26 protein-coding genes and 1 pseudogene are annotated in these 20142 nt (G+C 73.9%); 6 read left to right on the top strand and 21 right to left on the bottom strand.

Going from position 1 to position 20142, the window contains the following annotated elements:
• Positions 1-2: 2 nt before the first annotated feature.
• Genes ABZ815_RS19605 through ABZ815_RS19590 form a run of 4 tightly spaced genes read right to left on the bottom strand, consistent with a single transcriptional unit; the run spans position 3 to position 3412 of the window.
• Entirely contained in the window at positions 3-401 is a 399-nt protein-coding gene (locus ABZ815_RS19605; RefSeq protein ID WP_357699691.1) for a VOC family protein, read from the bottom strand.
• The gene (locus ABZ815_RS19600) at positions 398-1015 is read right to left on the bottom strand and encodes an SRPBCC family protein (protein WP_357699689.1); all 618 of its coding nucleotides are present in this window, start codon (positions 1013-1015) and stop codon (positions 398-400) included. Before ABZ815_RS19600 ends, ABZ815_RS19605 begins: the two co-directional genes overlap by 4 nt.
• Positions 1002-1340 (bottom strand): metalloregulator ArsR/SmtB family transcription factor, encoded by a 339-nt coding sequence (locus ABZ815_RS19595; RefSeq protein ID WP_357699687.1) that lies wholly within the window; start codon positions 1338-1340, stop codon positions 1002-1004. The genes ABZ815_RS19600 and ABZ815_RS19595 overlap by 14 nt, the downstream gene beginning before the upstream one ends.
• A gap of 32 nt (positions 1341-1372) precedes the next feature.
• On the bottom strand, positions 1373-3412 hold the full coding sequence (locus tag ABZ815_RS19590) for a prolyl oligopeptidase family serine peptidase (protein ID WP_357699685.1): 2040 nt from the start codon (positions 3410-3412) through the stop codon (positions 1373-1375).
• A gap of 138 nt (positions 3413-3550) precedes the next feature.
• Here ABZ815_RS19590 and ABZ815_RS19585 point away from each other — a divergent pair, with 138 nt between their 5' ends.
• Positions 3551-3850: a hypothetical protein gene (locus ABZ815_RS19585; RefSeq protein ID WP_357699683.1), complete on the top strand. Its 300-nt coding sequence runs from the start codon at positions 3551-3553 to the stop codon at positions 3848-3850.
• Between the two features lie 51 nt (positions 3851-3901).
• On the opposite strand, the gene ABZ815_RS19580 is transcribed toward ABZ815_RS19585, so the two are convergent.
• Complete coding sequence (locus ABZ815_RS19580) at positions 3902-4165, bottom strand: hypothetical protein (protein ID WP_357699681.1); 264 nt, start codon at positions 4163-4165, stop codon at positions 3902-3904.
• 302 nt (positions 4166-4467) lie between these two features.
• Between ABZ815_RS19580 and ABZ815_RS19575 the strand changes: the two genes are divergently transcribed.
• The gene (locus tag ABZ815_RS19575; protein ID WP_357699679.1) at positions 4468-4740 is read left to right on the top strand and encodes a hypothetical protein; all 273 of its coding nucleotides are present in this window, start codon (positions 4468-4470) and stop codon (positions 4738-4740) included.
• Positions 4741-5112: 372 nt separating this feature from the next.
• Here ABZ815_RS19575 and ABZ815_RS19570 read toward each other — a convergent pair whose 3' ends face one another.
• The 13 genes and pseudogenes from ABZ815_RS19570 to ABZ815_RS19510 all read right to left on the bottom strand — a co-directional run bounded on the left by ABZ815_RS19570 (position 5113) and on the right by ABZ815_RS19510 (position 15204).
• Entirely contained in the window at positions 5113-5718 is a 606-nt protein-coding gene (locus ABZ815_RS19570) for an energy-coupling factor transporter transmembrane protein EcfT (RefSeq protein WP_357699677.1), read from the bottom strand.
• A complete protein-coding gene (locus ABZ815_RS19565) occupies positions 5715-6389 on the bottom strand; it encodes an ABC transporter ATP-binding protein (protein ID WP_357699675.1) in 675 nt (224 codons plus the stop codon). The genes ABZ815_RS19570 and ABZ815_RS19565 overlap by 4 nt, the downstream gene beginning before the upstream one ends.
• A complete protein-coding gene (locus ABZ815_RS19560) occupies positions 6386-7522 on the bottom strand; it encodes a thiolase family protein (protein ID WP_357699674.1) in 1137 nt (378 codons plus the stop codon). Before ABZ815_RS19560 ends, ABZ815_RS19565 begins: the two co-directional genes overlap by 4 nt.
• Before the next feature lies 1 nt (position 7523).
• Complete coding sequence (locus tag ABZ815_RS19555) at positions 7524-8876, bottom strand: AMP-binding protein (RefSeq protein WP_357699672.1); 1353 nt, start codon at positions 8874-8876, stop codon at positions 7524-7526.
• Positions 8876-9469 carry a biotin transporter BioY gene (locus tag ABZ815_RS19550; protein WP_357699670.1) on the bottom strand — a complete coding sequence of 198 codons (594 nt, stop codon included), beginning with the start codon at positions 9467-9469 and terminating at the stop codon, positions 8876-8878. The genes ABZ815_RS19555 and ABZ815_RS19550 overlap by 1 nt, the downstream gene beginning before the upstream one ends.
• A 61-nt stretch (positions 9470-9530) precedes the next feature.
• Complete coding sequence (locus ABZ815_RS19545) at positions 9531-10169, bottom strand: DNA/RNA non-specific endonuclease (protein WP_357699668.1); 639 nt, start codon at positions 10167-10169, stop codon at positions 9531-9533.
• A 169-nt stretch (positions 10170-10338) separates the two neighbouring features.
• Entirely contained in the window at positions 10339-11637 is a 1299-nt protein-coding gene (locus tag ABZ815_RS19540) for an alpha-amylase family protein (RefSeq protein ID WP_357699666.1), read from the bottom strand.
• 55 nt (positions 11638-11692) lie between these two features.
• Complete coding sequence (locus ABZ815_RS19535; RefSeq protein ID WP_357699664.1) at positions 11693-12223, bottom strand: GNAT family N-acetyltransferase; 531 nt, start codon at positions 12221-12223, stop codon at positions 11693-11695.
• Positions 12224-12242: 19 nt separating this feature from the next.
• Positions 12243-12803, bottom strand: a complete 561-nt coding sequence (locus ABZ815_RS19530) for an XRE family transcriptional regulator (protein ID WP_357699662.1) — start codon at positions 12801-12803, stop codon at positions 12243-12245.
• Positions 12804-12840: 37 nt separating this feature from the next.
• Positions 12841-13125 (bottom strand): DUF6204 family protein, encoded by a 285-nt coding sequence (locus ABZ815_RS19525; protein ID WP_357699660.1) that lies wholly within the window; start codon positions 13123-13125, stop codon positions 12841-12843.
• A 12-nt stretch (positions 13126-13137) separates the two neighbouring features.
• Entirely contained in the window at positions 13138-13776 is a 639-nt protein-coding gene (locus tag ABZ815_RS19520; RefSeq protein ID WP_357699658.1) for a TetR family transcriptional regulator, read from the bottom strand.
• 305 nt (positions 13777-14081) lie between these two features.
• Positions 14082-14264 (bottom strand): annotated as a pseudogene (locus ABZ815_RS19515) (ClpX C4-type zinc finger protein); the annotation flags it as partial.
• A 52-nt stretch (positions 14265-14316) separates the two neighbouring features.
• On the bottom strand, positions 14317-15204 hold the full coding sequence (locus ABZ815_RS19510; RefSeq protein WP_357699656.1) for a LysR family transcriptional regulator: 888 nt from the start codon (positions 15202-15204) through the stop codon (positions 14317-14319).
• Positions 15205-15274: 70 nt separating this feature from the next.
• Here ABZ815_RS19510 and ABZ815_RS19505 point away from each other — a divergent pair, with 70 nt between their 5' ends.
• Positions 15275-15640 carry a nuclear transport factor 2 family protein gene (locus ABZ815_RS19505; protein WP_357699654.1) on the top strand — a complete coding sequence of 122 codons (366 nt, stop codon included), beginning with the start codon at positions 15275-15277 and terminating at the stop codon, positions 15638-15640.
• An 18-nt stretch (positions 15641-15658) separates the two neighbouring features.
• Here ABZ815_RS19505 and ABZ815_RS19500 read toward each other — a convergent pair whose 3' ends face one another.
• Together ABZ815_RS19500 and ABZ815_RS19495 are read right to left on the bottom strand one after the other, a co-directional pair.
• Positions 15659-16057: an ATP-binding protein gene (locus tag ABZ815_RS19500; protein ID WP_357699652.1), complete on the bottom strand. Its 399-nt coding sequence runs from the start codon at positions 16055-16057 to the stop codon at positions 15659-15661.
• Between the two features lie 139 nt (positions 16058-16196).
• The gene (locus tag ABZ815_RS19495; RefSeq protein WP_357699650.1) at positions 16197-17171 is read right to left on the bottom strand and encodes an SDR family NAD(P)-dependent oxidoreductase; all 975 of its coding nucleotides are present in this window, start codon (positions 17169-17171) and stop codon (positions 16197-16199) included.
• Positions 17172-17234: 63 nt separating this feature from the next.
• On the opposite strand from ABZ815_RS19495, the gene ABZ815_RS19490 reads away from it, so the two are divergent.
• The 3 genes from ABZ815_RS19490 (at position 17235) to ABZ815_RS19480 (ending at position 19915) form a co-directional block, all read left to right on the top strand.
• Complete coding sequence (locus ABZ815_RS19490; protein ID WP_357699648.1) at positions 17235-17810, top strand: TetR family transcriptional regulator; 576 nt, start codon at positions 17235-17237, stop codon at positions 17808-17810.
• A gap of 79 nt (positions 17811-17889) precedes the next feature.
• Positions 17890-18813 carry an endonuclease/exonuclease/phosphatase family protein gene (locus ABZ815_RS19485; protein WP_357699646.1) on the top strand — a complete coding sequence of 308 codons (924 nt, stop codon included), beginning with the start codon at positions 17890-17892 and terminating at the stop codon, positions 18811-18813.
• Positions 18814-19018: 205 nt separating this feature from the next.
• Positions 19019-19915, top strand: a complete 897-nt coding sequence (locus tag ABZ815_RS19480) for a hypothetical protein (RefSeq protein WP_357699644.1) — start codon at positions 19019-19021, stop codon at positions 19913-19915.
• Between the two features lie 25 nt (positions 19916-19940).
• On the opposite strand, the gene ABZ815_RS19475 is transcribed toward ABZ815_RS19480, so the two are convergent.
• Positions 19941-20057 (bottom strand): alpha/beta hydrolase, encoded by a 117-nt coding sequence (locus tag ABZ815_RS19475; protein WP_357699642.1) that lies wholly within the window; start codon positions 20055-20057, stop codon positions 19941-19943.
• Positions 20058-20142: the final 85 nt, after the last annotated feature.

The raw sequence follows: 20142 nt of genomic DNA, 5'->3' as shown, positions 1-20142 counted from the left end.
CGTCAGGCCAGGTTGAGCTGCCAGGACACGCCGAAGCGGTCGTTGACCCAGCCGAACTTGGTGCTGAAGCCGTACGAGCCGATCGGCATCAGCGGCCGGCCGCCCTCCAGCAGCGCCGCGTACAGCCGGTCGATCTCCTCCTCGGTGTCGCACGCGACCCAGATCGACATCGAGGGGGTGAAGCCGAACGCGTGCTGCTCACTGCTGTCGATGCACATGTACTCCTGGCCGGCCAGGGTGAACGTGGCATGCATGACGGTGCCCTCGGGCCCCGGCCCGCCGGGGCCGTAGTGGGAGACGGCCACCACCTTGGAGTCCTCGAACAGCGACACGTAGAAGTTCATCGCCTCCTCGGCGTCGCGGTTCTGGAACATCAGGAACGTCGTGGTCTTCTGGCTCATGACTGGTCCTCCGTCGGTAGGTAGAAGTCGGTGGTGGCGGCGACCGCGGTGGCGGCGGACTCGGGCGAGGCCCCCGCCTGCTCGAACGCCTCGCCCCACGCCCTGCTGCTGGCCGTGATGTAGCTCCGGCCCTCGCCGGTCAGCTCGAAACCGGCCTTGTCGGGCAGCGGCGCACCCGAGAGGTGCAGCCCCAGGCCCAGAAGCGCGAGGTCCCAGCCCACGCCCACCGCCCCGGGCCCGTACCTGCCCCACATCTCCGGCGGCACCTCGGCGGTGTGGCGCAGCTCGAACAGGGTGCCCCCGCCCTCGGGCGACAGGCGCACCTCGACCTCGGAGAAGCCGGGGTCGGGCCCGAACAGCCAGCTCACCCTGAGGTAGGAGGGCGGCTCGCAGTCGAGGATCTCCCCGCCCGCGTTGCCCTCCAGCTGGTACGTGCCCCCCAGCCGCAGGTCGCCCGAGACGGGCATGAACCAGCGGGCGATGCGCTCGCCGTCGGTGCAGGCGTCCCAGACGTCCTCCACCTCCGCGTCGTAGCGGCGGGTCAGTGACACGGTCTTGCGCTCGCCGTCCTTCAGCTCGCGCCTGATCCGGGATATCTCGTCAAGGCTGTCCATCGTGCTTCTTTCTTCTGCCCCGCGCCAGCTCGGTGGCCAGCGCGTCGAGGCGCTGGTCCCAGAACCCGCGGAAACGATCGAGCCAGAGGTCGACCTCGCGCAGCGGCGCGGCCTGCACGGCGTAGAGCCGTCGCGTGCCCTCGGCCCGCACGCTGGCGAACCCGTTGTCGCGCAGCACCTTCAGATGCTGGGAGACCGCCGGCTGCGAGATGCCGAACTCTCGCTGGATGACTGAGGTGACCTCGCCGGAACTCTGCTCGCCGCCGGCCAGCAGCTCCAGGATCCGGCGGCGGACCGGATCCCCGAGGACGTCGAACGCGTGCACGACCTCAGTGTTTCAGGACAGCCTTATATAAGTCAAACCTGGGATAGATGGTGGCGCAGGAACTCCAGCTCCAGCAGCAGCAGGCTCTCGGCCACGTCCTCCTGGGGGGTCATGTGCGTCACGCCGCTCAGCGGCAGAACGGTGTGCGGGCGGCCCGCGGCCAGCAGCGCCGCCGACAGGCGCAGCGTGTGGGCGGCGAAGACGTTGTCGTCGGCCAGCCCGTGCACCAGCATCAGCGGACGGGTCAGCCGGGGCGCGTCGGGCAGCAGCGAGCAGCGGTCGTAGGCCTCGGGATGCTCGTCGGGATGGCCCAGGTAACGCTCCTGCCAGTGGGTGTCGTACAGGCGGGGATCGGTCACCGGCGCGCCCGCCACGGCCACGTGGAAGACGTCGGGATGGCGCAGCACGGCCGCCGCCGACAGATAACCGCCGTAGGACCAGCCGCGGATCGCCACCCGGCCCAGGTCCAGGTCGGGATGGCGGGCGCCGGCGGCCAGCAGCGCGTCGGCCTGGTCCTCCAGCGCGGCGCTCAGCTTGTCGAAGCGCACCGCGCGCTCCCAGGCCGGCCCCCGCCCCGGCGTGCCCCGCCCGTCGGTCACCAGCACGGCGAAGCCCTGCTCGGCGAACCACTGCTCGATCGCGAAGCCGTCCAGGCCGCGCAGCACCCGCGCGGCCATCGGCCCGGCGTACGGCGACAGCAGCACCGGCAGCCGCCCCGACCCCGGCACGTGCCCGGACGGGAACAGCACCGCCGTACGCAGGTCGCGCTTGCCCAGCGACACCAGCTCCACCCGCGGCCGCAGCACCGGCACCGCGCCGTGGGAGGCGATCACCCGATCACCCACGCTCACCCGCACGCCGTGCTCCTCCAGGGCGCGGCGCACCACGACCGTCGCCCCGCCGGCGCGCGTGCCGGTGTGCACGCCCGGCTCGGCGGTCACCCTGACCAGGCCCTCGGCCCTGGACCAGGTGCACAGGTGCCGCTCGGTCGGCTCCTCGCAGCACTGGAAGAGCACGGTGTCGCCGTCGACGGCCAGGATCTGCAGCACCTGGAGGCCGGGCGGGGTCACCACGTCCTGGCCCACCATCAGGCGGCGGGTGTCGTCGCGGTCGACCGTCCAGACCAGCTCGCCCGAGGCCGTGCGTGACGGCACGCCGCCCACCAGCTCCAGCCAGGCGTCGTCGGTGTCCTCGCGCACCAGGGTGGTCGCGCCGGTGGCCGGATCGACCTCCAGGACGCGGGTGGTGCGCTGGTCACGGCTCTGCACCAGCACCAGCAGGCCCTGACCGGTCCACGACACCGCCGCCACGTACTCGAAGGCCGCGCGGTCCCACACCACCCGGGTGCGCCGGCCCTCCAGTGTGACCAGCCACAACGACACGTCGGCGTTGGCCGTGCCGGCCGGCGGGTAGGCCATGGTCCGCGGCGGCCTGCCGGGCTCGGCCGGCTCGGCCAGGCACCACTTCTGCACCGCCGCGTTGTCCACCCGGGCGGCCAGCAGCCTGCTCCCGTCGGGCGCCCACCAGTAGCCGCGGTGGCGGCCCATCGACTCGCCGGCCACGTGCTCGGGCAGCCCCCACGTCACGTCGGTGCCGTCGGGGACGAGCAGCGGCCGCTCACCGACGTGCAGCGCGCCGCCGGAGACGAACGCGACGTGCTCGCCGGTCGGGTCGAGCCGCGGGTCGGAGCCGCTCAGGCCGAGCGCCGTCACCTCGCCGGTCAGCAGGTCGACGGTGTGCAGCGCGCCCTCGGCCGCGTAGACGGCCTTGGTGACGGCCGCGTCGGTGGCGTAGGCCACGATGCCGGAGGCCTGCTCGCGGGTGCGTTCCCTGCGGGCCCGCTCGGCCTCCGACGGCCGCGCGCCGGGCGTCGGCGTGCCCGGGTCGGCCAGCAGGCGCTCCTCCCCCGTGGCCACGCTGAACGACCACAGCCGGTGCACCGGGTCCTCGCCCGAGGAGGACCGCAGGAAGATCACGCGCGCGCCGTCCGGGGAGATCGTGAAGTTCCGCGGGACGCCGTAGGTGAAGCGGGCCGTCCGGGCGTGCTGGCGGGGAAGCGTCAGGGGAGGCATGGCGCGATCATAGACACGGCCCGTCGAGGCGGCGCAAGGCAGGCCAAGGTGGCGGCGCGGGCACGCTCCCGCGCCGCCACGCGAGGTCAGCGATCCTCGAAGTCCGACGGCCGCGGCGACTCCTGGACGCAGCAGCGCGTGACGTACCACAACCGCGACGGCGTCTACGACACGCACGGCTCGTCCGGTTACACCGCGCTGGCCCCCGTCGGCACGAACCGGCTGGTGCAGATCTTCGACAACTGCAAGCTGCCCGGCGTCAACGCCGGCGGGACGCTGAACGAGACCGCCTGCCCGGCGAGCGGCACGTTCGAGAACGGCGGCTGGTACGGCGTCAGGCGCCGCCACCTGGACGTCCTGGCGCCCGGCGCGGGCCGGATCGACCTGGCCGCCAAGCAGCGTGCCAACCACGTCCGCCGCCACCCTGTACGCCGGTGACCGCCAGATCGCCACGCTGCCCCGCACCGCCGCCGTGACCTCGATGGACGGCTACGCCTTCAGCAGCGCGGGCACCGCCCCCACCGGCGACGAGGCGCTGTTCGACGACGTGCGGGAGATCGCCAGCCAGTTGTCCGGACGGCCCGCGCTGAGCACCAGCACGCCGTTGGGCATGAGCAGCAGGCGCGGGGCCACGCCGCGCACCGTGCAGCTCTGCCCGGAAAGCTGCAGATCGCGCACCGCCGACCAGGTGCGGCCCTCGTCGGTGGAGCGGCTCCAGGCCAGCGTGGAGTAGGTGCCGCCGTCCTTGCGCATGACGGCCAGCAGGCTGCCGTCGGCGGTCTGCTCGACGGCCGTCTCGTTGTAGGTCGTCTCCCCGGCCGGGCGGGCGATGACGCCGCGGCGGGCGAAGGTCCTGCCCCGCCGTCGGCACTGGCGTACAGCTCGGCCTGGTTCTTGCCGCCGGTGGCGGTGTAACGGGCGTAGACGGTCACCAGGACGGTCCCGTCGGCGAGCTGCACCGGCACGCCGTGCGCCACGCCGCCGCCGACCAGCTCGTCGGGGCTGGTGAAGGTGGACCTGGCGGTGTCCCAGGTCTGGCCGAGGTCGGTGGAGGTGTGGACGTCCAGCTCGGTGGTGCGGGCGTCGACCTTCGTCAGGTAGTAGGCGGTGCCGAACAGGCGGCCGTCGTGCAGCTGCACCGGGGCCTCGCGCAGCGGGGTGGCGCGCGGCGGGCCGAAGGTCAGGCCGCCGTCGTCGGAGACGGCCATGCCGCTGGTCTGGGCCATGACCGCGTCCACATTGGTGGACCAGGTGGCGATCAGCTTCTGGCCGGGCGTGCCGTCGGGCCTGACGACGTCGACGGCGGTGAGGTTGGGAAGCCGGCGTAGTCGCGGCGCTGGGCCGCCGTCGGCTCCTTGGCCGCCGGGCGCGGGCTTGGGTAGATCCAGTCCACGAAGGCGTCGCTGCCCGATCCGGCCAGGTAGCCCTCACGCGGCCCCGACTCCTGGGCGGTGAGGGCGGGGGTGTCGGGGATCGAGCAGTACGCGGCCGCGTGCGCCGTGCCCGGCAGGACGGCGGGAAGGGGGCCAGCAGGCAGGCGGCGAGCAGTGCTCTTGTGGGCAGCACGGGGGAAGGACTACTTGCGCAACGAACGATCGACGTCCGCTTTGTCGTTTATTTACGCAAGAAGGCTATATTTGCCCAAAAGTGCAGATATAAGTTGCAACTGCCTTATGTCCGCTTTGCGATGAAGTGCGGGCTCAGTCGTCGAGGCCACGGGCCGACAGGGCCTCGCCCAGCGCGTCCGCGTGCCGCAGCGCGCCCACCACCAGCGGCACCGCGAACGCCCGCACGCTGCGCTCCACCCCCCGCGCCCGCTGCGCCTCCCGCACCCGCGTCGCCAGCGACGCCACCACCGGCACGCTGCGCACGGTGAGCGAGAGCAGCAACGACAGCCGGAACGGGTCCAGCCCCACCAACCGGACCGGCGACAGGCCGCGCTCCAGCGTCGCCAGCATGTCGGCCGTCCGCGTGGTCAGCGTCACCAGCCCCGCCAGCGCCACGGCCAGCACCACCCGCAACGTCGAGGACACCGCCGCGTCCAGGTCCGCGAACACCAGCTGCACGACGAACAGCACCACCGCGAACCAGCGCACCGGCCTGACCTGCGCCCACGCCGCCCGGCCCCCCACCCGCGCCGACGCGTACAGCGCCGCCGCCACGACCGCCGCCCCCGCCAGCGCCACAGGCGGCCGCAGCAGCACCAGCGCCGTGCACGACAACGCCAGCCCCGCCAGCTTGACCCCGGCCGGCAGCCGGTGCAGCCACGAACCGCCCGGCACGTACGCGCCGGTGAGCCCGTTCACGCCATCAGCTCGGTGTAGTGGCCGATCGCCTCGGCCGGTGAGCCGTCGGCGACCACCCGGCCCTCGTCCAGCACCAGCACCCGGTCGAACCCGGCCAGCAGCGGCAGATCATGCGTGACCGCCACCACCTGCTGCGGCATCTCCCGCAACAGCTCGGCCACCTGCCGCGAATGGCGCAGGTCGAGCAGCGTCGTGGGCTCGTCCATGACCAGGATGTCGGGTTCGAGCACCATGACCGCGCACAGGGCCAGCAACTGCTTCTGGCCGCCGGACAACTGGTGCGCGGGATGGTCGGCGTGCCCGCCCAGGCCGTGCCGGGCCAGCACGTCGTGCACGCGGCGCTCGACCTCCTCGCGCCGCAGGCCCTTGCTGCGCAGGGAGAAGGCGACGTCCTCGGCCACGGTCGGCATGACGATCTGCGCGTCGGGGTCGGTGAACAGGAACCCCACCCGCCGCCTGATCCGCGCGGCCTGACGACGGGTGTCCAGGCCGAGCACGGTGACCTCGCCCGAGGTGGGCACCGCCAGGCCGTTGATCAGCCGGGCCAGTGTGCTCTTGCCCGAGCCGTTCGCGCCCACCACGCCCACCCGGCGCTCGCTCAGGCTGGCGGTGACGCCGCGCAGCACGTCACGCCCGCCCAGCCGGACGTGCACGTCGGCGAACTCGATCACGCGACCACCTCGAACAGCGCGGCCACGCCCAGCCCGCCGCCCACCGCCGCGGCCGCCAGCCCCAGCGTGCCCGCCGGCGCCCCGGCGCGCACCAGCCTGGAGAAGAGCCTGGTCACCACCACCGCGCCGGTCGCGCCCCACGGATGGCCGAGCGCCAGCGCGCCCCCGCCGGCGCACACCCGCTCACGGTCGGCCTCCAGCGGGTCGAGGCCGAGCGCGTCGGTGACGGCCAGCACCTGCGCCGCGAACGCCTCCACGATCTCCACCGCCGCCACCCGTCCCATGTCCACTCCCGCACGTGCCAGCACCCGGCGGACCGCGGGCACCGGACCCCACCCGGGCAGCGCCGGATCACACCCGACGACGGACCCGGCCACCAGCCGCAACCCCGGCAGGCCGGCCCGCTCATGAACCAGCGCCACGGCGGCCGCGCCGTCGCTGACCGGGGAGGAATTACCGGCCGTCACTGTACCGCCCGGCACGAACGCCGCAGGCAGCCGGGCCAGCGAGGCCGCACGCAGCACCCTGGGCCGCTGGTCCTCCGCCCGCCCGCCGATCGGCACGATCTCCTGGTCGAAGGCGCCCGCGGCGCGGGCGGCCAGCGCCTTGGCGTGGCTGAGGCGGGCGTAGTCGTCCTGGCGGTCGCGGCTGATGCCGTACGCGGCCGCCAGGGCGTCGGCGGCCGGGCCCATGTCGGGGTCGGGATGACCGTCGGGGGCGAAGGGCGCCCGCTCGTAGGGGCGGTCGGCGCCGCGCGGCGTACGCAGCGGCGCGGTCGAGGCGCTCTCGGCTCCCCCGGCGATCACCAGGTCCATCTCGCCCGCGGCCACCGCCTGCCCGGCCACCAGGATCGCCGCCAGCCCGCTGCCGCACTGCCGGTCGACCGTCAGGCCGGGCACGCCGTGGCCGAGCCCGGCCGCCAGCGCCGACACCCGGGCCACGTTGCCGCCGGGGCCCATGCAGTTGCCGAGCACGACGTCGTCCACCGGCCGGCCGGCCTCACCGGTCACGGACTCGGTCACGGCCTGGATCACGGGGGCGGCCAGCCGGTCGACGGTCACGTCCTTGAAGGCGTGCCCGGCCGTGCCGATCGGCGTACGGCGGGCCGCCACGACGACGGGTCGTCCGCCCACGTCAGACCAGCCGCCGGATCTCGGGGTCGCCGCCGGCCAGCCGGTCGGCCACCAGGCCGCGCGCGGGCTTGCCCGACCCGGTGCGCGGCAGCGCGGGGACGGCGTACCAGCGGCGGGGCCGCTGCGCCACGTCCAGCCCGCCGCGGGCGACGGCCTCCAGCAGCGCGCGCGGCGGCGGGCAGGCGCCCTCGACCACCGCGGTCACCACCGAGCCGAGCGACGGGTGCGGCGAGCCGATCACCACGATGTCCCCCACGCCCGGCACCTTCCGCAGCACCGCCTCGACGTCCTCGGGGACGACGGTCGCGCCGCCGGTCTGGATCGCGCCGTCGCCGCGCCCGCGCACCCGCAGCACCTGCCCCGCCCGGTACGGCTCGGCCAGGTCGCCCACCGTCATCCAGCCCTGGCCGTCGCGGCGCAGCGGACCCTTCGCGCCGCCCAGATAGCCTTCGGCCAGCCACGGCGAACGCGCCCACACCTCGCCCAGCGCGCGCCCCGGCTCGGCCCTGACCTCGATCTCGACGCCCGGAAAGGGACGCATCCCGCCCCCGTCGGCGTCGAAGGCCACGAACGACAGCTCGGTCGCGCCGTAGTAGGACACCACGCGCACCCCCGCCCGCCCGGCCAGGTCCCGCGCCCGCGGGCTCAGGGCCGCGCCGCCGACGACGGCCGTACGCAGGCCGGGAGCCTGCTCCAGCACCTCGGGCAGCCGGTGCGGCACCAGGTGGATCGCGGTCGCCACCCGCAGCTCCGCCGACGCCGGCCGCCCGCCCGGCACCAGGGCGGTCGCGCCGACGGCCAGCGTGTGCACCGCGGCGAAGGCGTACAGGGAGGAGACCAGCGGGCCGGGCACCAGGACGACGTCGGCCGGGCCGATCCCGGTCAGCTCGCACAGGTGCGGGAAGGAACGCGTCCAGGAGGCGCGGCTGCGGACGACCGCGCGCGGCCGGCCCGTGCTGCCGGAGGTGAAGCACGCCCACGCCCGGTCATCGGGACGGGGATCGGGCGTCAGCGGCGCGCCCGGAACGCACGGCAGCGGCTCGCCGACCCGCAGGTCGGCCCCGGCCGCCGCCGCCACGCGCGCCCACCGCTCCGGGCTCCAGCCCGGGTCGCCCACCAGCGGCGTCACGCCCGCCAGATCGGCCGCCAGCACGGCGGCCAGCAGCTCGACCGGGTCCTCCAGGGCGATGGCGACCAGCGCGCCCCGCCCTTGAAGCCGCCCCCGCAGATGCCGCGCGCCGCCCTGGACGCGCTCGGCCAGCTCGGCGTAGGTCAGGCTGCCGCGCGGACCGCGCAGCGCGACCCGCGACGGGCTCTCGGCGGCGTGCCGTAGGACGTGCTCGGCGACGGGCATCAGCGCACCCGCTCGCGGTGCACGGCGGGAACGGCGTCGGGATAGGCGCGTTGCGTGCCTCGGGCCACCAGCGCGGCCACCACCGCCTTGAGCGCGTCGCCCGGCAGGAAGAGGGCGGTCAGGCCCATCACCTTGGTCAGCGGCAGCCCGGTCACCAGCGCCTGCACCGGCACCCCGACCAGGTAGACCACCCCGATCCCGCCCACCGCGCAGGCCACCAGCAGGCGCAGGAGGCCCGGCGTCCGGCCCGCCCGCTCCACCAGCAGCCCGGTGACCGCGGCCCCGGGAACCCAGCCGATCAGGAATCCGGCGGAGGCGGCGGTGAACACGCCCAGCCCGCCGCGCCCGCCCGCCAGCAGCGGCAGCCCGGCCGCGACCAGGACCAGCAGCACGACCACCGCCAGCGCCGCCCGCCAGCCCCCGAGCACGGCCCCGGCCAGCATGACGCCGAGCGTCTGCAGCGTGATCGGCACCCCGTTGCCGAAGACGTTGACCGCGCCCGGCGCGCCCAGCACCGCGATCAGCGCGGCGAACACCGCGATCCTGGCCAGGTCGCCGGTGGGGAACCGTCGCTGTCTTCCTGCGTTCGTCATGAGGACGATCCCACACCAGAACGGGTCGATCCCGCATGCAGGGTTCCCACAACGCCGGTGGCTACGCCTTGTCAGAGCCGCTCATGCAGTGCGCCGCCCGGAACGCGTTGCCGATCTTCGTGTGCCAGGAGTCCAGGTCGCCGGCCGACAGGGTGGCGTTCGGGAAGGTCACGTTGACCTGCCGGGACACCCCGCCGATCTTCGCGGCCATCGAGACGTGGATGCGGTCGGGGATTACCGTCGTGCCGTCGGGATAGTGCACCTGGACCCGGTAGTCGGCCACCGCGCCGCCCTTGGCCGCCAGGCAGGCGCGGGCGCCGTTCTCGACGCGCAGCATCAGGCCCTGGTTGATCTGCCTGCCGCGCATCGGGACCAGGTTGTAGCGCATGCTGGAGCCGGAGAAGGAGGAGGCGATGAGATGGCCGCCCTGCCAGTCGCCGCTGCCGCCCCAGTTGCCGACGGTGGCCTCGCACCCGCTGCGCGCGGCCGCCTTCCTGGCCAGTCGTGGGGCCAGGGCCTGGGCGGGCCGTCCGGCGCCGTCGGTGGTGTAGGTGCGGGGGCCGTCCTTGTAGGTGTGGTTCTTGGCCAGTTGCCGGACGCAGGAGGCGGTGTCGGTGTCGGCCGCCTGCGCGGGGCCGGTCAGGGTGGCCAGCGCCAGGGCGGCGGCGCACAGGACAGGGGGAAGCCGGGTCAGGGGCATGAGAAGGGTTTCCTCTCGCGGGGAACGCACGACGGGCCCGCTTTGACGGGTTGCTTCGCGCTATCGGCGACCACGTCGGCTTTGTCGCGAGATTCATGCCCGGAGAAGTTAGTAGCGGAACGTTGCTAGAACGCTACTTTTCGTAGTGATTGCAGGTAGGTCGCCCTGTTCAGGGTTCGACGACGGCCCAGCCGTGCGGGGGCAGGGTCAGCAGCGCGCCGTCCAGCTCGCCGTCCCCGGCGGCGATGCTTCCGGGGAAGGGCAGCGTGACCTGCGACGGCTCGTCGGCGGTGCTCAGCGCGACCGCCAGCGCGTGGTCGCCGGAGCGGCTCTCGTAGGCGTAGAGCTGGTTGGACAGGGTCAGGTCGGTGGTGCGGGCGCGCGACAACCACGGATGGCGGCGGCGCACGGCGACGATCCGCCGGTGCAGGCCGAGGACCGGCAGGCCGTCCGGCGGCATCTCGCGCGGGGAGGCGGGGAAAGCCGGGCGTACGGCGTCGTCGCCGCCCTCGCGCTCCTCCTTGACGCCGCGCAGGGCGTACTCGTCGCCGGCGTACAGCGACGGCGTGCCGGCGACCGTCATCAGCACGGCCAGGGCGTGGGGCAGGTGGCGTTCGTCGGTCAGGCGGCTGGCCAGGCGGGTGACGTCGTGGTTGCCCACGAACGTCATCGGCGTGAAGGACTCGGCGAAGGCGGCGTGCCGCTTGAGCGCCCAGGCCAGCTCGAAGGCGTTGCGGTCGTTGAGCGAGCTCCAGATCGCCTTCCACAGCTCGTACTGGGTGACGGCGTCCATGCCGGTCTCGGCCACGAACGCGGCGTAGTCGCCGTGGATGACCTCCCCCACCACGTACGCCTGCGGCCGCCCGAGGCGCACCCGCGGCAGCACCCGCGCCCAGAACGACGGCGGCACGGCGTAGGCGGCGTCCAGCCGCCAGCCGTCGGCGCCGCGGTCGAGCCAGTGGGCCATCACCGCCGCGACGTGCTCGGCCACCGCCGGCTCGGCGTGGTTCAGCGCGACGAGCGACTGGTGCCCCTCGAAGTCGTCGTGCGCGGGAGCGCCGCCGCCGGCGGGCCAGCGCAGCCGGAACCAGCGCGCGGCCGGCGAGTCCGGCCCCTCGCGCAGGGCCTCCTGGAAGCGCGGGAAGCCCTGGCCCACATGGTTGAAGACGCCGTCGAGGAGCACCCGCAGGCCGCGGTCGTGCGCGGCCGACACCAGCGCGTCGAAGTCGCCGTCGTCGCCCAGGCGCGGATCGACGCGGAAGTGGTCGAGGGTGTCGTAGCCGTGGGTCTCGGCGGCGAAGATCGGGCCGAGCTGCAGCCCGTCGGCGCCCAGGGCGGCGGCGTGGTCCAGCCACGGCACCAGGCCCCCGAGCCGATGGGTGACCTGCGGCACGGCGGCGCGCTCGGCGCCCAGGAAGCCCAGCGGATAGACGTGCCAGAAGATCGCCTGCTCTGCCCAGGACGGCACGTCAACCCCCCGACGAAGATCCGAAGCCCATTCTAGGCGCGGCCCCTCGACGGGCTCAGGCGGGGGTGGTGAGGCGCTTGTAGAAGAAGCTGCAGTCGAGCAGGGTGCCGTCGGGGGCGCCGGCGTAGGCGGGCACGACGCCGTACCGGGTCCAGCCGCCGGTGAGGTAGACGTGCTCGGCGGTGCTGCCGGTCTCGGTGTCGAGCACCAGCAGCCCGGCCCCGGCCGCGACGGCGCCCTCCTCGGCGGCGGCCAGCAGCAGGCGGGACAGGCCGCGCCCGCGCGCCTGGCGGTGCACCAGCAGCTTGACGAGCTCGGCGCGGTGACGCGAGTTGGGCTTGCGGGCCATGACCAGGCTGACCGTGCCGGCCAGGAAGCCGTCCGGGTCGCGGCAGGCCCACACCGCCATGCCGCCCTCGGCCACCGCCACCGCCTGCTCCCGCCACCACGCCGCGGCCTGCGCCGGGCCGAACGGCTTCAGGAAGCCGACCGAGGCGCCGCCGTTCACGGCGTCGGCCAGCAGCGCGGCCAGCTCCTCGACGCAGGCGGCGAACTCCTGCGGCGACATGCGGGTGACGGTGTGCACGAGGGGGCTCCTTCCGAGTTCAGGGCAGGACGACGAACAGGGCGTAACGGACCGGCGAGGGGCCGGGGCAGCGGAACCGCGACCGCCCCCACAGGCGGAAACGCAGGCAGTCGCCCGCCTCCAGCCGGTGGGCCAGGCCGTCGGCGGTGATCTCCACGACGCCTTCCAGCACCCAGACGTGCTGTTCGAGCCCGGGAACCGGCGGCTCGTCGTAGGCGATGTCCGCGCCCGGCCGCAGCCGCCCCTCGACGACCTCGCCGCGCAGCCCGGGATGCGGCGGCGAGACCGAACGGCGCTCGAAGCCCGAGTCCTCGTCCCGCCACGCCGCCTGGGCCGCGGCCCGCACCACCTGCGCCGGCTCGGACTCCACCTCGGCCAGCAGGCGCGACATCGTGCGCCCGTAGACGGCGCAGAGCTTGTTGAGCAGGGCGGCGGTCGGGCTGATCTCCCCGCGCTCCAGCCGGGACAGCGTCGAACGGCTGATCCCGGCGCGCCGCGCCAGGTCGTCGAGCGACCAGTCGCGCTCGACCCGCAGCTCGGCGAGCCGGGCGGCCAGGCGGTCGTCCAAATCATGTCCCATATTTGGGACTATATCCCAGATCCGGGACACGGTAGGATCAGGCGCGGCCCTTGCGGCGGATCTTGATGTCCCGCATGTCCGTCACCGCGACCTGCAACACCTGGTACGGCACCCCGTACGCCTCCAGCGCCGCCACCGCCCGCCCGGTCGCCTCGTGCTCGCCGTCGCCCGGCCCGGCGGCCACCTGGCACCGGAAGGTGAACGCCGACAGGGTCCCGTCGTGGGTGAACGTGCCCGCCTCGGTGAACGCCGTGTCGTGCGCCCCCAGCACCGCGGCCCGTCCCTCCTCGTCGAGTCCGTCGAACTTCCCGCGGATGGTCACCCGGAACAACGCTCAGCCCTCCCGTACGGCATAGGTCAGGAACCGCTCGGCGAGCAGCCCCTCGGTCACATCCAGCAGCTCCAGCACGGCCTCGGCGATGTCGTCGGGCCGCTGCCCGGCCGACACCCGCCTGCCGACCTCGGCGTACACCAGCGAGTGCAGGCAGCCGATCTGCCAGGCGACGGCCCGCGGCAGCGGATCGCCCGGCGCGGCCCCCGTCTCCTGGGCCAGCGCCTCGGCCAGCGCGTCGGTCATCTGCCGGCCCAGCTCCTCCAGGCGCGCCCGCAGCGTGGGGGCGGCGAGCATCATCTCCAGCACCTGGCCGAACCCGGCCGTCAGGCCCAGCCTGCGCTCACGCGCGTGCACCTCCTCGCGCAGCCGGGCCAGCACCGCCCCCGCCGCCGACTCGCCCGGCGCCCGCTCGCGCACGATGTCGGCGAGCCGCTGCGGCGAGGCGTCCTCGGGCGGCAGCACGAGGTCCTCCTTGGAGGTGAAGTAGTTGTAGAGCGTGTTCACCGACACCTCGGCCGCCGCGGCGATCTCGGCGATCGTGACCTGGTCGAACCCGCGGTCCACGAACAGGCCGATCGCCACGTCGGCGAGGTGCCGGCGGGTCTTGCGCTTCTTCCGCTCGCGAAGCCCTTCGGTCATGACAGGACTCTACTGCAAATTTGAAGTGGATTACTGTTTTCCGGCCGTCACCGGGACTCGATGTCGGCGGCGAACCGGTCCCACGCCGCCTGGCGCGTGATGCCGAGGGCCTCGCCGATCCTGGCCCACGTCACGTTGCGGTCGCGCAGGATGCCCACCCAGGCGCGCAGGTCGCGCTCGGCCAGCTCGACGGTGAGCGCCTGGCGCGGCAGCGCGGCCAGCACGTCCTCGTCGGACATGCCGGTCACGTACTGGTCGGACGCATCGGGGCCCCAGTGGGCACGGGGCTCGCGGTCGCCCTCCTGCTCGGCCTTGTCGAGCTCGCCGGTGACGATGTCCTGGCTGAGCTGGATGCAGGCGTCGCAGATGTAGACGCCGGGCCCGGCGACGAGCTTCCTGACCTCCTCGTGCGGCTTGCCGCAGAACGAACACCGCGTCGCCAGCTGGTCGACGGGCGTCACCTCTCGGGTGCTCTTGCTGCGTGTCATCATGCTGTCAGCCTGACCTTGACGGCCCCCCGTGTCAAGGGCAGGCTGACAGCTACAGGGGCCCGGCGGAGAACGCGCGGCGGGCGTGGGGCAGCAGCGCCCGCACCGCCGGGCCGCCGCCCTCCCGCCAGACCAGGGCGAGCAGCGCGGGCGCCGGCACGTCGTCCAGGAGCAGCGCGGTGAGCCGGTCGCGGTGGCGCTCGGCCATCGACTCGCTGAGTATCGCCACCCCGAGGCCGCGCACGGCCAGGTCGGCGATGGCGTCGGCGGCGCCGGCCTGCAACGCGATCCGCGGCCGCAGCCCCCGCGCCGCGCACGCCTCGTCGAACACCGCGCGCAGCCCCGTGCCGCGCGGCATGCACACGATCGAGTGGTCGGCGAGGTCGTCCAGGGCGATCCGCGGCCGGGCGGCCAGCCGATGTCCGGGCGGGACCGCCGCGACCAGCCGCTCGCTGACGACCGTCAACGCCTCCAGCCCCTCGGGGACGGCGTTCGCGGTGCCGATGAGCGCCAGGTCGAGCGCACCACCGCGGACCCCTTCGACGAGCTTGTCGGAGTTGTCCTCCAGCAGGGACAGTTCGACGCCCGGATGCGCCCGGTGGAAGGCGGCCAGCGCGTCGAACAGCGGCGTGACCGTGCAGCCGAGCACCATGCCGACCGTCAGCGTGCCGCGGATCAGGTCGGTCACCTCGCCCACCGCCTGGCCCACCGCCCCGGCGGCGGCCAGCGCCGCACGGGCGTGTTCGAGCGCCGCCTTGCCCGCGACGGTGAGCGTGGCCACCCGGGCCGAACGGTCGAACAGCTCGGCCCCTAGCTCGCGTTCGAGCTGCCGGATCTGGGCGCTGACGCCCGACTGGCTGATGTGCACCCGTTCGGCCGCCCGGGTGAAGCTCCGCTCCTCGGCCACCGCGACGAAGTACTCCAGCTGCCTCAGTTCCATAACCACAGATTCTAGAAGCCATCACAACCATCTGTTGGACTTCTGGAAAGGAGGGCGGCAGGCTGGAACCATGACCACATACGAGAAGGCCATGCGCCCCGAGGACATCACCCGCCTGTTCGTCGAACGGTCCAACGCCGGCGACGCGGCCGGCGTCGCCGCGCTCTACGAGGAGGACGCCGTGCTGGCCTACCCGCCCGGCAGCCAGACCGTCGGGCGGGCCGCCATCCAGGCCCTGTGGGAGAAGGTGCTGGCGGGCCGGCCGCACTTCGAGCCGGAGCAGCCGCTGCCGACGCTGGTCAGCGGGGACCTCGCCCTCACCTCCACCCCGCCCAAGGACGGCTCGGGCGCCCGCGCCCAGGTCGTACGCCGCCAGCCCGACGGAAGCTGGCTGCGCATCCTCGACCAGCCCGAGTTCGTCAACCCGGCGCAGTGAGGGCCCGGAACGGTGGGGTCAGACCGGGACGGTGCCGCTGACGGTCGTGCCCTCACCGGGCACGCCGCGCACCGACAGGCGCCCGCCCAGCTCGGCGAACGCCGCGCGCATGCGGGCCGTGCCGCCGCCCGGGGCCGTGGAGGCGAAGCCGCGGCCGTTGTCGCTGACCGTCAGGCGCAGGCCGTCCGCCCCGGCGGTCACGGCCAGCGAGGCGGTGCTCGCGCCGCTGTGGGCCTCGACGTTGTCCAGCGCCTCGCCCACGACGGCCAGCACGGCCCGCCGCAACGCCGCCGCCACGGGACCGGCGGGCAGCGCCCAGATCTCCACGGCGACGCCCGTGCGCTCGGACCACCGGCCGCAGACGCTCTCCAGCTCCCCGGCCAGAGCCGGCCCGGCCTTGTCCATGATGCCCGTCATCGCATCTCCTCCCGGCCGCCCTCCCCTTGAACGGGTGGGACTGCCCTGAGTATGGAAATCGGGGCGTTGAGCCTGTGTTGAGCCGCTGTTGAGCCCTCACCGGGGCACGGTCGTCGAAGCGTAGCACCGGGATGTCGTGTCAGCGCTTGCGTCGGGAAACCGGGCGCGGCCCGCCGGAAGCGTCCGCGAACGGGTCGAGCCCGGTCAGAGCGGCGCTCACCGCCCACAGACGGCCCGCCAGCTCGGCGTCGGCCATCTGCCCGCGCAGCGGTTCGAGGACCGGCCGGCCGCGCATCCCCAGCACCCGGGGCCCCCAGAGCTGCCCCCCGCGCACGGACGGATCCAGCACGGCCCGCACCGCCGGCCACGCCGCGGCCTCCTTGCCCTGCAACAGCAGCCCGGCGGGCAGGCCGCGCAGCCGCTCGCCCGCGGTGCGCGGACGGACCGGCCGCGAGGGCGTCAGGCAGTCCAGGGCCCCGCCGGGATGCGTGACCACGCTCGCCGTCGTGGCCCCGGCGGCGCGCAGGCGGCGGTCCAGCTCGAAGCCGAAGAGCATCTGCGCCAGCTTCGAGCGTGCGTAGGCGCGCTTGGGCCGGTAGTCGCCGACGCTGTGGAGGTCGTCCAGGTCCAGGGTCTCCGACCGGGCGGTGAGGCTGCCCGTGGTCACCACCCGGGCGGCCGGAGCGGCGGCCAGCAGCGGCGCCAGCCGCGCGACCAGCGCGAAGTGCCCGAGGTGGTTGGTGGCGAACATCAGCTCGTGGCCGTCCGGCGTCTCGCACCGCGGCGGGTGGTCGAGCAGCACGCCGGCGTTGCACACGACCGCGTCCAGGCTCTCCAGCCGCAGCGCCCGGACGCCGGCCTCGACCGAGGCGGGATCGGCCAGGTCCAGCGGCACGTGCCGGACGCGCGCGCCGGGGACCCGGCCGCGGATGGAGAGCGCGGCCGTCTCGGCCTTGGCGGGGTCGCGGCTGCCGAGGATCACGGTGGCGCCGGTGCCGGCGAGTTGCTCGGCCACGAAGTAACCGATGCCCGCGTTGCCGCCGGTGACCAGGAAGTGTTTGCCCGGGGCGGCCGGCAGGCGTCCGACGTCCCAGGGGGCAGGGTGGGAGGACATGTCGTCTCCTTCTGTAATGACTATGAAATCAGAATCATTCTAGTTTTCCGCTACGCTGGAAGCATGACGACAGGACGCCGCGAACGCAAGAAGGCCCAGACCCGCAGGTCCCTGGCCGAGGCCGCCGTCCGGCTGTTCGCCGAGCACGGCTACGACAGCGTCACCGTCGCCCGCATCGCCGAGGAGGCCGACGTCTCCATCGCCACCCTGTTCGCGCACGTGCCCGACGGGAAGGACGCGCTGATCTTCGACGACGGCGACGAGCGGCACGTCTGGCTGGCCGACGCCGTCCGCGAGCGGCCCCCGGGGCAGAGCGTGCTGGAGGCCCTGCGCCGCTGCCTGGCCGAGCGGGGGCCGTTCGCCGGCGACCTGCCGCCCGAGCAGCGGCGCAAGCGCGACCTGATCGTCGGCACGCCCGCTCTGCGGGAGTACTCGCGCCGCCTGTGGATCGCCGCCGAGGGCCCGCTGGCCGAGGCGATCGCGGCCGCCACCGGGCGCGAGCCCGCCGACATGACCGTGCGCGCCCTGGTTCGCTACGTGCTGGAGATCCCCGAGCTGGCCGGCGCCGAGCCCGACCCCCGTGCCGCCCTGGACGCCGTCTTCGACCTCCTGGAATCCGGCTGGAACGAGCGCGCCTGACGCCCGCGGGCGGTTGACGCGACGGCCCCGGCTCTGGTCCGCTGGACCCTCCTGATCATCGACTCCCGGAGCGTGCCCCGTGTGGTTCCCCAGGCGCCTGGCCGCCGCGATCGTCTCATCGGTTCTGGTGGCGTCGGCCGTGCCCGGCGCGGCCCGAGCCGCCACGCCCGCCGTCGTCTGGCATTGGAACGCGGCCGGCAACACCCTGAACCACGGCTCGACCGGCAACGGCATGGTCCGGGCCGCCGTGAGCTCGATCGTGGCGCGCGGCGCGACCCTCGTCTCGTTCAACGAGCTGTGCGCGAGCCAGTACCAGGCGCTGGTCACCGGCCTGCGGGACGCCGGCTGGCCCGCTGACCGGAGCAACTTCGCCCGGTTCGTCGCCACGTACCCCGCCCAGTCCGGCGGCCCGTGCGGCGGCGGCGAGTACGGCAACGCCCTGTTCAGCAAGCAGCCCCTGGGCGCCGCGGAGAGGATCACCCTGCCCGACGACGGCAAGACCGAGAAGCGGAAGATGCTCTGCGCCCCCATGCAGGCCCGTCCCGGCCTCCGGTTCTGCGTCACGCACACCACGTACGTCGACGCCTACCGCGCCGCCCAGCTCAACGCCGTCCTGGCCAAGCTGGAGGCCTACCACGCGGCCGGCGACACCGTGGTCGTCGCGGGCGACCTCAACCTCCCGCCCGACGCCGCCCGGCTGAACGGCTACTACTCCACCACCGTGGACACCGCCAACAACCGCGGCAACACCGGCCGCTACCACGAGCTGGACGACGCCGACGCGGGCAACTGCCCCGGCTACGGCGAGCTGACCGTCAGCACCCCGGACGGCAAGGGCCCCTGCGCCTCCGGGACGAAACTCGACATGATCTTCGCCAGGGAGGACAGGATCAGCGGCGCCTACTCGGCCGACTCGCTCGCCCCCGCGACCACGTGCACGGGCAACCCCGGCGGCCTGTGCTCCGACCACCGCGTGCTGGTCGGGACCGTCACCCTGTCCTGAGCCCGGCCGCCGGCCAGTCGGCGAAGGTGGGCAGGTGGACGTGGACGGGTGGCGTGCACACGCCCTTCACGGAAGCCGCCGCCCGAAGATCACATGAACGTCTCCGGCCCGCTGACAAGGGCATGTCAAACAGCGGCCATCCACCTTGTCGGGCAGGGCGCGCGGGCGCACAGTCAAGGCACGATCGCCCAGCCCAGGAGGATGGATGAACGCAAGACCCGCCCCCCACCGCTACGCGACGACCGCGGTAAGACGTCTCTTATCCGCTGGTCTCGCGGTGTTCGCCGCCGCCTTCCTCGTCGCGACCCCCGCGGGGGCCCTGGCACTGCCGACGGCCAAGGAGTTCGTGTCGAACCTCGACCTGGACTGCTACAAGACCACGACGTACCAGCCGCCCGCCGTCACGCTGTCGCTGCGGCACATCAACCCGGTGCTCGCCAACCAGCCGCCCGTGCAGGTCACGCTCGGCCAGCGCACGCAGGTGTGCGTGCCGGTGGCCAAGAACAACGTCATCCCGCCGGCGTCCGTGCTCGACTACGTCCGGTACGTCGACCTGTCCTGCTACCAGGTGACCGGGCCGCAGATCAACCAGCCGCTGGGGCTGCGTCACCTCAACCCCGTCCTGCAGGGCCTGCCGGGCTTCGACGTCACCCTGAACACGCCCCAGCAGCTGTGCGTGCCGGTGGCCAAGAACGGCGTCGTCCCACCGGCTGACGTGCTGCGCGTCGTCTCGCACATCGACCTGCTGTGCTACGGCCACACGCCGAACCCGTTGATGAACAAGGCGCTCAACCTGACCCAGCTCAACCCGGTGCTGGTCAACCAGATCCCGCCCAGGACCGTGCAGGTCGGCGCCGCCCGTCAGCTCTGCGTCCCGGTGCAGAAGGGCGGCGACCAGATCCCGTCGGACGTGTTCGACATCGTCCGCTGGGTCGACCTGGAGAAGTTCGACGTCACCGGCCCGGCGACGCCCATCGTGGGGCTGAACCTCAAGCACCTGAACCCGGTGCTGGCGAACCTGCCCGCCGAGGACGTGAGGCTCACCGGCGCCACGCAGCTCGCCGTACCCATGTCCAAGAACGGCGCGGTGCCACCCGCCTGACGCCACCGGCGGCTCCGAGGACGGCTCAGCCGAAGAAGTCGCTCAGCCGCCTGACGACGAACTCGGGCTGCTCCTCGGGGATGTAGTGGCCGCTGCCGGGCACGAGCACCACCTCGACGTCGGTGCCCGTGCCCGGCAGCACCGCCCGCAGGCCGAGCCGCCCATGGCGCGCGGATCCACGGCGATCACCCCTTGGCCGTCCCCGCGGGGCTCGCGGCAGTTGACGA

This window comes from Nonomuraea sp. NPDC047529, assembly GCF_040642995.1.
GTDB lineage: Bacteria > Actinomycetota > Actinomycetes > Streptosporangiales > Streptosporangiaceae > Nonomuraea.
The sequence above is the reverse complement of the archived record's forward strand: the minus strand, read 5'-3'. Positions and strand labels throughout refer to the sequence as shown.

Coding starts and splice junctions, on each gene's coding strand:
- ABZ815_RS19605 (WP_357699691.1), bottom strand. CDS start 401: ATGAGCCAGAAGACCACGACGTTCCTGATGTTCCAGAACCGCGACGCC.
- ABZ815_RS19520 (WP_357699658.1), bottom strand. CDS start 13,776: ATGACCGAAGGGCTTCGCGAGCGGAAGAAGCGCAAGACCCGCCGGCAC.
- ABZ815_RS19590 (WP_357699685.1), bottom strand. CDS start 3,412: ATGCCTCCCCTGACGCTTCCCCGCCAGCACGCCCGGACGGCCCGCTTC.
- ABZ815_RS19500 (WP_357699652.1), bottom strand. CDS start 16,057: ATGACGGGCATCATGGACAAGGCCGGGCCGGCTCTGGCCGGGGAGCTG.
- ABZ815_RS19505 (WP_357699654.1), top strand. CDS start 15,275: ATGACCACATACGAGAAGGCCATGCGCCCCGAGGACATCACCCGCCTG.
- ABZ815_RS19530 (WP_357699662.1), bottom strand. CDS start 12,803: ATGGGACATGATTTGGACGACCGCCTGGCCGCCCGGCTCGCCGAGCTG.
- ABZ815_RS19480 (WP_357699644.1), top strand. CDS start 19,019: ATGAACGCAAGACCCGCCCCCCACCGCTACGCGACGACCGCGGTAAGA.
- ABZ815_RS19600 (WP_357699689.1), bottom strand. CDS start 1,015: ATGGACAGCCTTGACGAGATATCCCGGATCAGGCGCGAGCTGAAGGAC.
- ABZ815_RS19495 (WP_357699650.1), bottom strand. CDS start 17,171: ATGTCCTCCCACCCTGCCCCCTGGGACGTCGGACGCCTGCCGGCCGCC.
- ABZ815_RS19580 (WP_357699681.1), bottom strand. CDS start 4,165: ATGCGCAAGGACGGCGGCACCTACTCCACGCTGGCCTGGAGCCGCTCC.
- ABZ815_RS19550 (WP_357699670.1), bottom strand. CDS start 9,469: ATGACGAACGCAGGAAGACAGCGACGGTTCCCCACCGGCGACCTGGCC.
- ABZ815_RS19555 (WP_357699672.1), bottom strand. CDS start 8,876: ATGCCCGTCGCCGAGCACGTCCTACGGCACGCCGCCGAGAGCCCGTCG.
- ABZ815_RS19545 (WP_357699668.1), bottom strand. CDS start 10,169: ATGCCCCTGACCCGGCTTCCCCCTGTCCTGTGCGCCGCCGCCCTGGCG.
- ABZ815_RS19510 (WP_357699656.1), bottom strand. CDS start 15,204: ATGGAACTGAGGCAGCTGGAGTACTTCGTCGCGGTGGCCGAGGAGCGG.
- ABZ815_RS19490 (WP_357699648.1), top strand. CDS start 17,235: ATGACGACAGGACGCCGCGAACGCAAGAAGGCCCAGACCCGCAGGTCC.